General features: G+C 48.2%; 14 protein-coding genes. 5 read left to right on the forward strand and 9 right to left on the reverse strand.

Annotated elements, in window-relative coordinates; genetic code table 11:
- Nucleotides 1–24: 24 nt before the first annotated feature.
- The 7 genes from VR7878_RS19475 to VR7878_RS19505 form a co-directional block, all read right to left on the reverse strand.
- Nucleotides 25–810, reverse strand: a complete 786-nt coding sequence (locus tag VR7878_RS19475; RefSeq protein ID WP_077337644.1) for an ABC transporter permease — start codon at nucleotides 808–810, stop codon at nucleotides 25–27.
- Between the two features lie 3 nt (nucleotides 811–813).
- Nucleotides 814–1626, reverse strand: a complete 813-nt coding sequence (locus tag VR7878_RS19480) for an ABC transporter permease (RefSeq protein WP_077337666.1) — start codon at nucleotides 1624–1626, stop codon at nucleotides 814–816.
- 40 nt (nucleotides 1627–1666) lie between these two features.
- Nucleotides 1667–2671 (reverse strand): ABC transporter substrate-binding protein, encoded by a 1005-nt coding sequence (locus tag VR7878_RS19485; protein ID WP_077337665.1) that lies wholly within the window; start codon nucleotides 2669–2671, stop codon nucleotides 1667–1669.
- A gap of 5 nt (nucleotides 2672–2676) precedes the next feature.
- Nucleotides 2677–3705 (reverse strand): substrate-binding domain-containing protein, encoded by a 1029-nt coding sequence (locus VR7878_RS19490; protein WP_235862921.1) that lies wholly within the window; start codon nucleotides 3703–3705, stop codon nucleotides 2677–2679.
- A gap of 345 nt (nucleotides 3706–4050) precedes the next feature.
- A complete protein-coding gene (locus VR7878_RS19495; protein WP_235862922.1) occupies nucleotides 4051–4401 on the reverse strand; it encodes a bactofilin family protein in 351 nt (116 codons plus the stop codon).
- A gap of 8 nt (nucleotides 4402–4409) precedes the next feature.
- Nucleotides 4410–5363, reverse strand: a complete 954-nt coding sequence (locus VR7878_RS19500) for a M23 family metallopeptidase (RefSeq protein ID WP_077337647.1) — start codon at nucleotides 5361–5363, stop codon at nucleotides 4410–4412.
- Between the two features lie 195 nt (nucleotides 5364–5558).
- Nucleotides 5559–6986: a S41 family peptidase gene (locus VR7878_RS19505; RefSeq protein WP_077337648.1), complete on the reverse strand. Its 1428-nt coding sequence runs from the start codon at nucleotides 6984–6986 to the stop codon at nucleotides 5559–5561.
- Nucleotides 6987–7352: 366 nt separating this feature from the next.
- On the opposite strand from VR7878_RS19505, the gene VR7878_RS19510 reads away from it, so the two are divergent.
- Both VR7878_RS19510 and VR7878_RS19515 read left to right on the forward strand, forming a co-directional pair.
- Nucleotides 7353–7628, forward strand: coding sequence for a DUF134 domain-containing protein (locus VR7878_RS19510; RefSeq protein WP_077337649.1), 276 nt, complete (start codon nucleotides 7353–7355; stop codon nucleotides 7626–7628).
- A 356-nt stretch (nucleotides 7629–7984) separates the two neighbouring features.
- Nucleotides 7985–8518 carry a NifB/NifX family molybdenum-iron cluster-binding protein gene (locus VR7878_RS19515; RefSeq protein WP_077337650.1) on the forward strand — a complete coding sequence of 178 codons (534 nt, stop codon included), beginning with the start codon at nucleotides 7985–7987 and terminating at the stop codon, nucleotides 8516–8518.
- Nucleotides 8519–8618: 100 nt separating this feature from the next.
- On the opposite strand, the gene VR7878_RS19520 is transcribed toward VR7878_RS19515, so the two are convergent.
- Nucleotides 8619–10403, reverse strand: a complete 1785-nt coding sequence (locus tag VR7878_RS19520) for an ABC transporter ATP-binding protein (protein WP_077337651.1) — start codon at nucleotides 10401–10403, stop codon at nucleotides 8619–8621.
- Nucleotides 10400–12208: an ABC transporter ATP-binding protein gene (locus VR7878_RS19525; protein ID WP_235862923.1), complete on the reverse strand. Its 1809-nt coding sequence runs from the start codon at nucleotides 12206–12208 to the stop codon at nucleotides 10400–10402. The genes VR7878_RS19520 and VR7878_RS19525 overlap by 4 nt, the downstream gene beginning before the upstream one ends.
- A gap of 244 nt (nucleotides 12209–12452) precedes the next feature.
- Between VR7878_RS19525 and VR7878_RS19530 the strand changes: the two genes are divergently transcribed.
- The 3 genes from VR7878_RS19530 (at nucleotide 12453) to VR7878_RS19540 (ending at nucleotide 15623) form a co-directional block, all read left to right on the forward strand.
- Entirely contained in the window at nucleotides 12453–13511 is a 1059-nt protein-coding gene (locus tag VR7878_RS19530; protein ID WP_077337652.1) for an FAD:protein FMN transferase, read from the forward strand.
- A gap of 92 nt (nucleotides 13512–13603) precedes the next feature.
- Nucleotides 13604–14257 (forward strand): potassium channel family protein, encoded by a 654-nt coding sequence (locus VR7878_RS19535; RefSeq protein ID WP_077337653.1) that lies wholly within the window; start codon nucleotides 13604–13606, stop codon nucleotides 14255–14257.
- Between the two features lies 1 nt (nucleotide 14258).
- On the forward strand, nucleotides 14259–15623 hold the full coding sequence (locus VR7878_RS19540; protein ID WP_077337654.1) for a TrkH family potassium uptake protein: 1365 nt from the start codon (nucleotides 14259–14261) through the stop codon (nucleotides 15621–15623).
- The last annotated feature ends 38 nt before the right edge of the window (nucleotides 15624–15661 follow it).

The raw sequence follows: 15661 nt of genomic DNA on the forward strand, positions 1-15661 counted from the left end.
ATATCACTTTCATGCAGCTGTCGGTTAACGACGCTGAGTTTTTCGGTTAAACAGTTGAGCCAGAATCAGCAGCGGCAGAATCAGACCCAAAAATATCAGGGTATAGGCAGAACTCACTTCAAGACGCATCGACGCGTAGGCATCGGCCAGTCCGACCGGCAGCGTTTTGGTGAGTGGGGTGTGCAGCATCCAAGTCAGATTAAACTCACCGACAGAGAGGGTCAGCGTCATCAGCACGCCACTGATAATGCCGGTCATGCAGTTGGGCACGATGATATGCATAAACCGTTGCGTGAAGCTGGCACCGAGGCTGGCTGCACCTTCTTCCAGTACGCGAAAGTTGATGCTGGTGAGAATCGCCAGTACCGCCTTGACCATGAACGGCAAAGTAAAAATGACATGGCCGACTAAAATGAACAGCCAACTGGCGCGAAAGTCGTGAAAGCCGCCATAGACTGAAATCAGCCCCAGTGCGATCGCCATACCCGGTATGGCAATGGGTAAGGTCAGGCATTCTTCGAACCACAGCGAAAAACGGGTGCGGTAGCGCGCCAGATAGTAGGCACACGGCACACCGACCATCACGTTAATCGCGGTGGTGACTAACGCGATTTTCAATGTCAGCCAGACCGTATCGGCATACATTGACCAGACTTGTTCAACCCACTGTAAGGTGAGCCCGCTTTTCAGGCCGACGAAATAGTTCTGGGTTAAACCGGCCATGACCGACATCACTACGGGGATAATCAAAAATGCACACACCAGCAGGGTGAAGATCAATTGTGCGTAGAAATAACGATTTTTGTCCATGGGTTAGCCTCCCATATTCAGGGATGTTGCCCCTTTGAGCCGCGCCAGTGCAAGGCATAGCCAGGTCACGGCACCCAAGATCAGACTTAATGCTGCGGCCATGGCAAAATTGGCGTTCAGGGTAAACTCGGTATAAATGGTCATCGGCAGGACATTGATGTCGGTTGCCAGTGAAAATGCAGTACCGAATGCGCCCATCGAGGTGGCAAAACAGACCGAACCGGAAGAAATCAGGCCGGGCGTTAACGCCGGCAAGGTGACATCCCGCAGGATTTGCCAGCGGTTGGCACCCAGTGAGCGTCCGGCCTCGACTAAGTTGTGATCGAGTTTTTCGGCAGCGCCCATCACGGTCAGCACGACACGCGGGATTGAGAAATAGAGATAACCGAGAAACAGCCCGGCCATGGTATAAGCAAACACCCAACGCTCACCAACCAGCGCGAGACTCGCCTGAGCAACCATACCTTGGCGACCGGCCAGCATGATGACGAAGAAACCAATCACCACCCCCGGAAACGCCAGCGGGAAACTCAGCATCGCAATCAGGAGCGACTTCCCCCGGAACTGATAACGGGTGAGAAACAGCCCGGAAATTGTGGCAATCACCAGACTGACCAAGGTCACGAGAACTGACAGCACCACAGTTGACAGCAGGCTTCGGTAGTACGTCGGTTGGGTAAAGATGGACCAGTAAGATTGGCCGGTCCCATCGGCAAGCGACAGCCAGATCAGTTTGCCGACGGGCAGCAGAAAGAAGGTCAGACTGATCATCAATGCCGGAAGCAGCAATATCAGCCGTGAAAAATTGTGTTTCATCATAAAGTGAAGGGTGGCGTTACCACCACCCGGCCTGTGATTATTTAACTTCATTCAGATAACGCTGTGCAAAAGCGTTTTGTGCCTGTGACATCTTGGCAAAATCGACTGCTTTTGCCCGTTTATAGTCAGCATCCGGCAGGAACTTCGCACGCGTTTTAGCGCTCATCGCCGAAGGGATGATCGGGCGCAGATAGGCATCGGCCCACAAGCGCTGACCGGCATCAGAGAGGACGAAGTCGAGTACTTTGCGGCCATTTTCAGGATGGGGTGAGTTTTTCACTTGGCTCATCACGTAAGGCACTACAATGGTTCCCTCTTTGGGAATCACGAACTCAACCGGGGCTTTATCGTTATATTTGGCCCGATAGGCGTTAAAGTCATAGTCCAGCAAAATGGGGATCTCGCCTGATATTACGCGGGCATAAGAGGTTTGCTTCGGCACAATCGGGTGGTTTTTGCGCAGTGCCTGAAAATAGTGAATCGCCGGGGTGAAATTATCCATTGTGCCACCCATCGCCTGATTGACCGCCACGGCACCGGCATAACCGACAAACGCACTGGTTGGATCTAAATAGCCGACCATGCCACGGTATTCCGGTTTCAGTAAATCCTGCCAGGATTGCGGTACCGGCGCGCCGTCAAGGGCGGCTTTGTTGACGAAAAAGCCCAAGGTGCCGGAATGAATCGCAAACCAGTTGCCTTGTGGATCTTTCAGACCTGCCGGAATTTTATCCCAGTTGTGTGGTTTATAAGGTTGCACCACGCCTTTTTGCGCCGCGAGAATGCCGAACGAGACCCCGTAGTAGACGACGTCAGCCACCGGGTTATCTTTTTCGGCTACTAGCTGAGACAAAGATTGCCCTGAGTTTTTGTTGTCGATGGGAATATTAATGCCTAATTTATCTTTAATCTGTTTTAACTGACCGCCCCAATTGGCCCATTCCGGGGGGCAGTTATAACAAATAGCATCGGCAGCCTGCGCTGTACCGGTAACCAAGCCGGTTGCCATCAGCGCTAAGGTGGCAATATGTTTTAATTTCATAACAATCATCCTATTGATTGAATTTGATTCAAGTGAGGTTTATGAACCGGAGCAACTGTCCCTGTAAGACTGAGCTCATAGGGCAGTTCTCGCTGGCGTGGTAAAGCGGTGTGGTGTTTCGAGTTTAAAAGTAAATCCACGGCGAGGTGACCCATCTGTAAGTGGGGAACCTTCACCGTTGCTAAAGCGGGGTAGGTAATTTGTCCGAGTGACATGCCGTCAAATCCCACCACCGAAGTCTCTTCCGGTACGCGGATACCGGTGTGGCGCAGGTGACGGATCAGTTTCAGCGCAATAAGGTCGTTGCTGCAAAACCAAGCACTCGGAGCCTGATGTGACAATGACTGCTCAAGGTCGGTGAACGGCGCGTTCGCCATCGGGTCGACTTCCAGTAATGTGAGTAATCGAGCCTGCTGATCCTCAGCAATGCGAGCTTTGAAGCCTTCGTAACGGAGTTGGGCACGGTCAGAACGGTTGAACTGGCCGGCGACCATGCCGAGTTCCCGGTGGCCGAGCTTGAGTAAGTGATCAGCGACATCCCAGCCGGCCTGAAAATTATTGACGTAAACCGTGGCATCATCGGCAGTGAACTGGTTGTGAACCAAACTCAGCGGAAAGTGAAATTCTTTTAACAGCGACAGGGCTTGATTATTGTGCATACTGGCGACGGTCAGAATGACGCCACTGACGCGTTGCCGGATGAAATCGACCACGGCTTGCTGTTCCCGCGTTTGCTGATATTCGGTATCGATAATGATGGTTGAGTAGCCGAAGTGGCGCGCTCTTTCTTGAATCCCGGCGACGATCTCTGCAAACACCGGATTGAGCAAGCTGGGGATCAAAACTCCAATGGTCGGGTTATGGTTGAGAGCAACCCGGGTGGATTTCTGTTTCGGATGGTAGCCGGTTAAGTGCACCACTTTCTTAATCCGTTCACGAGTCTGATGACAGATCAGCCCATTACCGTTGAAGTAACGCGATATGGTTGCCGGCGATACATTGGCCAGTGCTGCAATATCTTTAATGTTCATCATTTCCCTCCCGAGTACAGCAGCAAGGTTAGGAATTGCAGGTGACGTATTTATGACAAAAAATCTACGGGATATGCCATTTTGTCAGAGTATTTTTGTTTTTTCGCGACAATTTCGCTCAAGAATGCGAATGAAATATTCTCGTTTCATCGATAATTGAGGACAGATAGAGAAATTTGCTATTGAGATAAATGTTATTAATTATGTGATATAAATCACGAATTGGGTGGAAGGATTGAAGTGGGCAGGATACGGGGTCGGTGATAAGCGCATCTCAACCTGACAGTTCCTGAATCGGTGGAAACTGTCAGATCGATGTTGCGCTGTACATACAATGATCACCCTTGATTAAGATGACGATCCTTGTTGTGCTTTTTTGGGTTGTGCTGTTTTAGACGGTGCAGTTAAACTTTCAGTTGTTTTTGCTTCCTGAAAATCAACGATTTGCTGCTCCGGAGCCGGTTTTGTCACGCCATTGAAGCGCCCGCCTTGTTCAATACTGATATCGTCAGTATAGAGTGTGCCATCGACACGACCTTTACTTAAGATTTCAATGCGAGTGGCATAGCAGGTGCCTTTGAAACAACCGTTGATAATGATGTGCTCGGCATAAATTTCACCACTGGCAGAGCCTGATTCACTGATGATGAGCGTTTTGTCCGTTTGGATCTGGCCTTCAACCTTACCATCAACTTGCATGTTGCTTTCTACTCGGAACTGGCCATTAATGGCGCAGCCTTCAGCGATGAGAGTTGTAACTGAGCACTGACTCTTTGCTCGACGTTGTTTATCAAAGATTCCCATCTTACTCCTCCAACTTTAGTAAAGATCGTATCAAAATTATTGATTCCCCAGAACACAAAGGGCTTGGGATCTAATGAGCGGCCGACAAAGCGAATTTCATAATGTAGATGTGGCCCGGTACTCAATCCTGAATTTCCCACGTAACCGATGATATCGCCTTTATTGACGAACTCGCCCATTTTGACAGCAAATTTATTCATATGAGAATAAGAACTGGAAAAGCCGAATGAATGTCTCAATCTTAGGTAATTTCCGGAGCCTTTGACCAAGCTGGGGCGCACCACTTCAACCACACCGTCTGCGGGTGCATAAATCGCCGAGCCTTTCGGGGCTGAAAAATCCTGACCGCGATGGTATTCACTCTTGCCGGTGACCGGATTAATCCGGCGGCCATAATCGGAAGACATTCTGGCTTCTTTGACCGGAAAACCATTGGGAATCTGATTCAGCAGCACCATGCGTACAGAAGATGTAATCGCTGCGGTATCCAGCCGGGATTCAAGCGTTGCATCATCTGAATCTTCCACACCGAGCACTTTTTCCAGATCACTCAGCCGGTCTGAAACCGTCTGCATTTTTTCTTCACGATCAAGCAGCTCGCTTTGTAAGCCGACCTTGAGTTTTTTGAGTGATGCGACATCTTCAGAGAGTGACATCGACTGACTTTCCAGCTCTCTTTGCTTCGATTTCGCAAAATCAACTTCGTTCATCAGGTAATAGATGATACCGGCAGTAGCAATAATGGCTGCCATCAGGATATAACCAGCACTCTTAAGAAACTTCTGGTACCAGCGCCCGATATAGAAATGATGGGTTCCATTGATAGAAGATACTGATATAACGAGGTTTTCTTTCATACATCATCAGCATTGGTAAATACAATGTCAGGATTCTATCAGTTTTCTGTCAGCGATTGAATTTTCATCAGTGATCTTGAGTGAAAAACTGTAATATTGTCTGCCTTTTGCTTAAATAATATGCACAAGCACCGACATGTATATGGCCTGTCGGTGCTGGAGCTTAAACAGAAGCGTTATGATTGCGGCGTTGTGTCACTGTGATAACTGGTGAATCGCCTGACTCAGGGCAGTATCCTGATGATGGCTGAGATCGTCCAGTGTCAGGGCTGTGGTGGGGATATCCGGGTGGATGCCGATGCCTTCATAGGATTGATATTGTGTGTCGATGTAAACTTCATTGGACAAACTGATTTGCCAGCCATTGGGCAGGGTTTTCACCAAAGCATCCGATAATGCGCCGCTACTGGTCTCGCCCATAAATGTGACTTGTGGCAGCGCTTTCATCATCATGAGAAAGACTTCTCCGGCACTGACGGTTGTACCGCTGACCAGAATCGTGACGGGACGCGTGTAAGCGGGCGTATTGACTGGCGCTGGCAAGTCGAGCCAGTGAATTTCGCCGTCACCGGCAATAGTTCGGGTAAATTTACCAATAACGCGCTGAGTGACCGGATTAAAACGGCTGGCAAGAGCCAGTGACACGCCATCGGCACCGCCGCCATTGAACCGCATATCAATGATCATGGTCTCTGTATTGCGCATATCCTGCATTGCCTGATCAATCACCTGCGCCATATTACTGACCCATTGATCGGGGTCATCCGGGTTTTCACCCGTATCCAGCAGCATCATATTCGGACGAAGATAACCAATTTTTCCCTGATTGAACGTTCCCCAGACAACACGTTCCGCGCCATATAATGTATCGGCTGAGCTGCCGTTGATGATCCGGACACTACCGGCATCCATCGTTTGTTGTTGCATCAGGGAAATTTGTGCCAGGCGGTCAGCGACGTAGGTGTCAAAATCACTGATTTCGCTTTGATTGAGAAAGCCCTGTTTCAGTACCCGTAAGACACCTTTGGGTGGGGCGGGGGCGTACTCATCGTCGCCGTAAGTCAGGACGACATGATCATCGGAAAAACCGCTGAGTGATGCTGTGATGGCATTGAGTAGTTCACTTTCGCTCATGTCATCGCTCAAATCCGGTGCCACTTGTTGATAGACCTGCGCCCAGTCGATGCCGCGCTCCTGAAAGAAAGCGTAATAGTCATGCATCGTCGTCCAGAAGAAATGATAAATCTCAACAGGGGATGCATTTGCATCCAGTCGTTGCCCCGGCTGACACTGTGTTGGTAAGGCGGACAGGCGTTCAAATTGCTGTGCAAAAGGGCGGGCAATCTGGCGGGATGTCAGCGTCATGCCGTCATGAGATAATGTCGCGTTGGGAAAGTAGGTTGTTTGCATGTCGGTTTTGGTCATGGTTTCCGCCAGCACACACCCTTCGCTGTTGAATTGATATATTTTACTTTCTGTATCATCTAACTGATAAATGTCACCGTATCCCTGATGTTTCCAGAGCCCGTCAAAATTCACTGAAGCCTGACAGGCAGCAGCTAAGGTGATGGGAGCAATGCAAATGAACCGGGAAGTATATTTTATCCATGAAGCCGAAATCATTAGTGAGTCCTGTTTTATAGTAAATATTCGATATTGAAAGATTGGTATAAAAGTTCCTGAGTAGGTTAAACCAATATTCAACCTGAAAATGTGAAAAAATGATAAAAGGGACAATCAGACACAATTTGATATATTTCAGTTACTTTACTCGGAAGAATATCAGTTGATAAATAATCGACAGATTGGATTTGTAGTGATGTCTAAGTTGCGATAGGGATGGTGAGTGCTTTAAAGCTCTTGTGCTTGATGTCTTAATCTGTAGTTGAGAGATGTCAAAAACGAATCGTATGAGAAGCTATCGACTTTGGTAGGGTTCGATTATGATGAACGATAATTTGTGGATACATATATTGAGAGGCGTCATCGATGGGGCGGAATAAAATTCCTCGTGTGATTTGTGGTAAGCCGGCGGACAGTTGCTTCAAACCGAACGGCATTCCGATGAGCCAGCTTGAGCATATTGATTTAGCTGCGGATGAATTTGAAGCGTTGCGTCTGGTTGATTTACAAGGTATGCATCAGCAGGATGCGGCTGTTGCAATGGGGGTTTCCCGACAGACGCTGGCCAATTTGGTCAAGGCTGCCCGTTTGAAAGTGGCAGACTGTTTAGTCAATGGTAAAGCATTGATGATGTGTCACTAAACTATCTTTTCTATTGCTTTTTCCCTGACAGACCGCTTTTGTGACAAACCCGCTATAACAAGCAACCCGACAGACAGCCTCAACGGTATGTCGGGTTCGTTATATCTGTGATTGATAAATGATTCGAATGCTATTCGCTACCTTTTCAGATTCTCATTACCTTGGTGTTTAATTTTGTATTTTTAATTTGCATATGCCAAAAATTAAGACTATAAATAGCATATGCTAATTAATCGAATGCGAAATGCAGATGTTGTTGATAACAGTATCGGGCAGATGCGCATCGTTGTTTTGTTCGGTCAAACTCAGTGTTGTCGATTGAGTTTGGTTTATACTCAGTACAGGAGTTATTTCAGATGATTATTGCTATCCCGGTCAAAGAGGAACGAATTGCCAATCATTTTACCAAGGCTGACCATTTCATTTTTATGGATGAATCCGGTGAGGTGGTGGGAAACCAACAAAACCCTGCCCGGGATGCCGGTTGTGCAGGGAAGTCGGCATTACTTGCATTACTCAAGCGCGAGCAGGTTGAGCGAGTGATTGTTCGTCATATTGGTCAGCGAATGCTGGGTCGGTTACTCGACAATCAGTTTGCTGTGTTTCAAGCACAAACCAGTCGTCAGAATCTTCAGCAGATCATTCAGACCGAGGATGAATGGCTGCCGCTGACCGATGCAGCGCAGGGGCGTTTATCCGTGAATTATCAAGCTAAGCAACATAAGCAACAACAGGGCGGTTGTTGCGAGCATCAGCATGGAGAGGGCGACCATGCGCATGAGCGCTGCCAGGGACATCGTTGCTGTGAAACCGGTGTTCAAGAGGGATATAAGGCTAATAAAGATGAACATCAGCATCGACATGGAAAAGGACGTTGCTGTCGCCACTGAAATACAGCCTTTATTAATTGGTCAGCGAACGAGAGCGGTTGCTCTCGTTCAGGGCTGAGATGAATTGATTGAAGTGACGCTGTCACACTTGCGGTCACAGTTACTGGGCAGCCTGAGCGACTCGTTTTTCCTGCTGCTGTAATTGATACATAGCACGATATCGGCCTTGTGTTATGGCCATGAGCTGATGATGGTCGCCTTGTTCAGTTAAATGGCCGTGATCCAATACCAGAATCTGATCGGCATGGCGAATGGTGGACAGACGGTGAGCAACGACAATCAGCGTGACCTGACCTTGCAGATCAGACAGCGCTCGCTGGACAACCTGCTCAGTTTCGCTATCGACATTGGCTGTCGCTTCATCAAGTAACAATACTTTGGGCGAGCCGGCCAGAGCACGGGCGATAATCAGTTGTTGGCGCTGCCCGGTTGAGAGCCGCAAGCCACCTTCACCGAGCTGGGTCTGATAACCATCATTCATCGCCATAATCACATTATGTAAATGTGCCTGACGAGCAGCAAGACGGACGGCGGCCTCGCTTAAGTTTCGCCCCATATCGATGTTATCAAATATGGTTGTGGCAAGAATAAACGGATCCTGTGGAATAAAACTGACCCCCTGACGTAAGGCGTCATGACTGAAGTCATCGAGAGAATGTCCATCAATGCAGATTGTGCCTGACTGAGGCTGGTAAAAATTGAGTAACAAACTCATTAAGGTACTCTTACCACTACCGGTGTGTCCGACGATGGCAAAGAATTGTCCGGCCTCAATTTCGACATTGATATCCTGCAAAACCGGATGATTGTTCTGGTACGCAAAACTCAGGTCTTTGATCGTCAGTCTCCCGGCCTCAATCCGGGTACAGGTGCCTTTTTCGGGTTTAGCCGAAGATTCTTGCAACAGTTCATAGACACGGTTACCGGCAACAATGGCCTGCTGATACAAACCGAAACGTTGGGTAATTTCAATTAACGGCTCTGAGAACCGACCCAGATAGTTAAGGTAAGCGTATAACACCCCGATTTCAGCAACCCCTTGTACCACTTGCAGACCAAAAAACCACACCACACACCCGAGCACAATAATACTGAATAAATTAATTGCCGGACGAAGCAACAAGGATGAGATCGTCACGGTTTTCAGGCGGGTATCGTAGTAATGCGCATTGATCTGATCAAACTGAGACAGTTTTGCCTGTTGTTGGTTGGTTGCCTGAATCACAGTCATACCACTGATGGATTCGTTCATTGTGGCGTTAATGTCTGACCGCAAACGACGGCTGTCGGTGACATTCTTGACACTAAAGCGTTGATACAAATAAATTAATGCAATGACCGTCGGAAGCAGTAACAGGGCGACCAGCATCAATTGGGTATCCAAAATCGCCATAGCAATCAAGATACCGATCAGCAGAATGACATTGGTCAGCACATTGGATAAAAACTGCACGTAAATATCTTTAATTGACTCGGTATCATTGGTAATCCGGCTGACCAGTTGCCCGGTACGGGCATAATCGAAATACGACATCGGTAAAGACAAGACGTGCTTAAATACGCGTTTACGAATATCAAGCACTGCATACAATGCCATGTCCAGAAAACGCAACGTTTGGCGGTATTTGAGGTAGGTTCCGATGATCGTTGACCCAATAAACAAGGTGATAATGCCGGCAATCGGCCAGAACGGATAATGATCCGGCATAATAAAGTCATCGATAAATACTTTGCTCAAGAGTGGGCCCAGTACCTCGAACCCCGTCGCAATCACAACCAGAACCAAGGTTTTCACCAATAAAGTTTTGTCAGCGAAAACATAGCTCATCAATAAGCGTAATGAACCGGCGTGTTGATTATCCCGCTTGGAATTTTTTATATTCATGAGGATGCACTCTCCATCGCCTGTTCCATCTGTTGGTATGCTGCCATACGTGAATACCAGCCATCGCCAGCGATTAATTGTTGGTGTTTTCCTCTTTCAATCACTTCACCGTGTGCTACGACAATAATCTCATCTGCGTGTTCAACGGCTGATAATCGGTGACTGACAATAATAAGAGTCTGAGCTTTGCGTTGCCGCAAATGTTGGATAATGATTTTTTCCGTCCGGATATCAACGGCCGAGAGCGCGTCATCGAGAATGAGGATCGGGGCATTACTGATCAATGCACGCGCGATGGAAATCCGCTGGCGTTGTCCGCCTGATAATGTCACACCTCGCTCTCCGACGGTGGTCTGATAGCTGTCGGGGAACTGGCGGATATCCTCGTCAATCGCAGCTAGCCGGGCGGCTTGATAGACGGCTTCATCGCTGGCATCGGGGCGACCCATGCGGATATTTTCCATAATACTGGTACTGAACAGAAATGCGTCCTGAGGGACGTAAGCATAAAGCGCACGCAATTGAGACAGCGGAATCTGACGGATCGGCGTCCCACCGATTTGAATTGCGCCCTCACCGGATTCCCAGTAGCGCATCAGAAGCTGGAGCAGGGTTGATTTTCCTGCCCCTGTTGCACCGACGATGCCGAAAACGCGCTTTTCCCGCAAACGAAAGGAGACATTCTTCAGGCTGGGTTGAGCCGTCTCCGGATAATGAAACGTCAGATGACTGACCGTCACACGATAACCTTTGGGGGTAAACTGACCGTGGTCCTCAATCGTATCAGGTAGATCAAGTAACTCATCGAGACGTTCGATGGCTGCATTGCCGCGTTGCAAAATATTCATTAACCAGCCAAAAGCATACATTGGCCAGATTAACTCGGATAAGTACAGGGTGAAGCTGGTCAGTTGCCCGACCGTTAACTGACCTTCGTGAATTTGCCAGCCACCGGCAAGTAAGACAATCAGTAATGCCGCGCCCAGGCTGAGCTGAATGATGGGATCGAACAAGGCTTCTGAACGCTGCACTTTATAGGTGCTGCTGGCGGCTTGTTCGGCAATCTGGTTAAATTGTTTGGCTTCGATAGACTCTCTGCCCATCGATTTAATCATGCGAATGCCAGTCATGGCTTGTTGAGTCTGCTCATTCAACGAAGAAAAGCGATCTAGAGTGGTTTTGAATTGGTGATGAATCTGACTGGAGAGACGATAAAACCCGATCCCCATCAGCGGGAAGGGCAGAATCGCTAAGGCTGCGAGTTGCCAGTCAATAAATATAAACATCATCACGAGCACTAAAATAAAGGTCAGCAATCCATCAAAACCCGATAAAATCCCTTCACCGGCAGCAATTTCAACCGCATCAATATCGTTAGTGGCACGTGCCATCAAATCACCGGTTGAGTGATGGTTATAGAATGCCTGTCCTTGCCGGGTCAGACGTTGATAAAACTGTTGTCGTAAGAGGTTGCCCAGCTTATAGGATGTACCGAATAACATCCGTCGCCAGCCATAACGGAGGAGATAGACGATAATACTGGCGAGCAATAAACCGAGTAGGTCGTATTTTGCTTGTGCCATGCTTCGGGTTGCCAGCAGATGATCAATGGTCTGACCGATAAACCACGGAATGGCCATATTAATGAGCGCGACAATGAAGAGCATGAGTAACGCTAATGTGTAAGTCAGCCAATAGCGGCGAAAGAACCATCCCAGGTGTTGAAATAATTGCATGTAATTTTTATCCGGATAAGGGTGTGAGCGTTTATCTTCACTAGGCAGCTCATCTTGAGAATGTTGCATTTTCGTAAGCGATATTCTTACGTAAACCAAGTCACCTTGTCTAGTCGGGCTTACGGAAGTTGCTATACATTACTGTTTTGTGGCCGCTGTTGTGACGACGATGTAACTTTAAATCACGCAGACCTGATCGCATTTTGGCTGTGAAGCCAATGTTTTTGGGGCGTATTCCCAATACTTTGGGTATAGTAATCTTTTCTGCCTGCCGTTAAACTTTGTCCAATTTTTTTATCAATCAGGTTGTTTTATGTTTAGCCAAAGAATGTTATTGAACGTTTTTCGTGGTGCTGTTGCGCTCTTGTCTATTGTCATGGTTGCAGCATGTAGCCGGACTCCGGAGTTACAAAAACTGGAAGGCTATGCTCAGGGGACAACTTACCATATCAGTTGGTGGTCTGAGCCGGGCGTGTCGAGTGATGAGATTCGTCCGTTGTTTGAGCAGCGACTTGCTCAGATTGATAAAGAGTTATCGACTTATCGCGATGATTCTTATATTTCTGAATTTAACCGGAGTGCCTCGACCGAGTGGCAGCCAGCATCGGATGACTTCTTAGAACTTTTGAAAATCGCACGTCAGGTCAATCAGAAAACTCAAGGTTGTTATGATCCGACGGTGGGGCCCCTGTTTAATTTGTGGGGATTTAGAAAAAGTGATTTTAAAGTGCCGGATAGTCAGCAAATTGCAGCGGTAAAAGCCGAGTTAGGGCTGGATAAAATTGAGGTGGATGAACAAGGTAAACACATCCGTAAAACATTGCCGCAGGTGCAGCTCGATTTTTCTTCTATGGGTGAGGGGTATACCATCGGAAAACTCAGTGCGATCTTAGAATCTCACGGGGTTGCCAATTATCTGGTTGAGTTTGGCGGTGACATGAAAATCAAAGGCCACAAACCGGATGGCTCGAAATGGCGGATTGCCATTGAACGTCCGGTTCATCAAGACGACGATATTCAGCCCTACAAGATTGTGACAATTCAGGATGAACAAGGCGTGACATTAGATACATCGGGGACTTATCGCCGCTCTTTTGATGCCAATGGTCAGTCATATTCTCATATTCTGGATCCGCGTACCGGTTCGTCTGTGACGCACGATCTGGTGTCTGCTTCAGTATTTGGCCGTAATCCTGCGGAAAGTGATGCGTGGGCTACTGCAATGTTGTGTCTTGGTCCGAAAGCAGGTTATCAGGTCGCCCAGCAGGAGAACCTGGAAGTGTTCTTTATTCGTGCGGAACAAGGAAAATTCATTGATCAGCAGAGTACGGCTTTAGCGCACTCAAAACGAGTTCTGTTCCATCAGGAATAATGTCTGAGCATGATGTGCGAAAGGCAGTTTTAGATTAGATATCGCAAGTTGGTCGCGGCAAATACAGGATAACCTGACGGAAGAGGTGAAGGATGGCACATTTTACAGTGATTGGTTTAGGGCGGTTTGGTATCGCAGCAAGTCTGGAGTTGATCCATCTCGGGCATACTGTAACCGGTGTTGACCGTAATCCCAAAATCGCTGAGTTATATGTTGAAGACCTGACGCAGTCGATTATTTGTGATGTCACGGATGAACATGCACTCAGAGAGCTGGAGCTGGCAGCAAGTAATGCCGTGTTGGTTGCGATTGGTGAAGATCTGGAATCCAGCTTACTCTGTATTCTGGCGTTAAAGAACCTGGGAGTAAAAGAGATCTGGGTGAAAGCCAGCTCCAAAGCCCACCATACGATTGTGTCAAAACTTGGTGTTGCCCGAATTATTCACCCAGAGGAAGAGATGGGCGTGCGAATTGCACAAGCCCTGAATTACCCGATGGTGAATAATTATCTGTCGATCGGTCATGGGTTATATGTGGTGGATATTGAGGTTAAGTCAGCGCTCCATGACCAGCCCATTTCGACCTTGCTCAGTAAAACTCAGGGTGATGTGGATGCGATTCTGGTGAAACGCGGCCGGGAAACATTTATCCGCCTGAGCGATGATTTTCTCTTACAGGAACACGATACCTTTTTGTTGTGCGGGACTCGGGAAGCGTTGGAACAGATTGCACCAAGGTTGGTGTGATATGGCTGCATGGCATCCCTCTACATCACCGATCGTCAGAAAACCAAAAGCCGGGCGAAAAATCGCCGCCGCGCCGCCGATAATCTTATGTGCCAGCTTTCTGTTGCTGGTTTTACTGGGCACATGTTTACTGAAACTGCCGCAGGCGACGGTCGCGCCCATCAGTTGGGCGCACAGTCTGTTTACTGCCACCTCAGCGGTGACGGTGACCGGCCTCTCCGTTCTGGATACGGGGACTGCTTTTACCAGCTTCGGGCAGATTATCATTGCGCTGCTTATCCAGTTAGGCGGGTTGGGGTTGATGACATTCGCTGTCGTGACGTTAATCGCATTAGGCGGCAAGATTAATTTCCTACAGCGGACGGTTATCAGAGAAGCGTTCAATCAGACCGATGCGTCAACATTAGTCTCTACCGCAAAATCGGTTTTGTATTTTTCTTTGCTCGTCGAATCATTCGGCATGGTCATTCTGTCGCTTTACTGGTTGCCGGAGCTGGGGTGGAAAACCAGTTTATTTCATGGCTTCTTCTATACCATCAGTGCATTTAATAACGCCGGTTTTGCGCTGGATAGCCGTAGCCTGATGCCGTATGTCTCCGACCCGGTGGTGAATCTGACGATTACCGGATTGTTTATTATCGGGGGGCTGGGGTTCTCTGTCTGGCTGGATTTAATCCGCAACCGACGCTGGGTTTTACTGACCCCCTACAGCAAGTTGATGATTTCCGGAACCGTCATCATTAACGCGGTGGCCGTGATTTTGATCTATTGTATTGAGTACGATAACCCGCATACGCTGGCACCGCTGACTCAAGGAGGGAAGTGGCTGGCTTCATGGTTTCAGGCCGTCACACCGAGAACTGCCGGGTTCAATACGTTAGCGATCGATCAGCTTAAAGATGCAACCACATCCGTGATGCTGGTTCTGATGTTTATTGGTGGCGGGTCGATGAGTACCGCCAGTGGTATTAAAGTCGTGACATTCATTGTGCTGATTCTGGCAACCTACGGTTATTTACGGCGTGATGCTGCGATTCAGGTCTTTAAACGGGAGATTCCCAAAGAAACGATTAATAAAGCATTGGCGCTGACGGTGATTTCTATTGGGATTACATGGTTGGCGATTTTTGGTCTGCTGTTGAGTGAAAATGCCCCGATGATCGATATTATCTTTGAAGCGATTTCGGCATTGGGAACAGTCGGACTTTCAAGAGGCCTGACGGCGTCGCTGTCTGAAACGGGTGAGGTGATTATCATGCTGATGATGTTTATCGGCCGGTTAGGGCCGCTGACAATCGCTTATTTTCTTGCCAGTCCGAGAACACATCGGTTGCGTTATCCGGAAACAAAACTCGTCATTGGATAGCCAGCTTACCAGCTCAGCAATGTGTGTCGGCGCCGTTT

Source organism: Vibrio ruber DSM 16370, from assembly GCF_900163965.1.
GTDB classification, from domain to species: domain Bacteria; phylum Pseudomonadota; class Gammaproteobacteria; order Enterobacterales; family Vibrionaceae; genus Vibrio; species Vibrio ruber.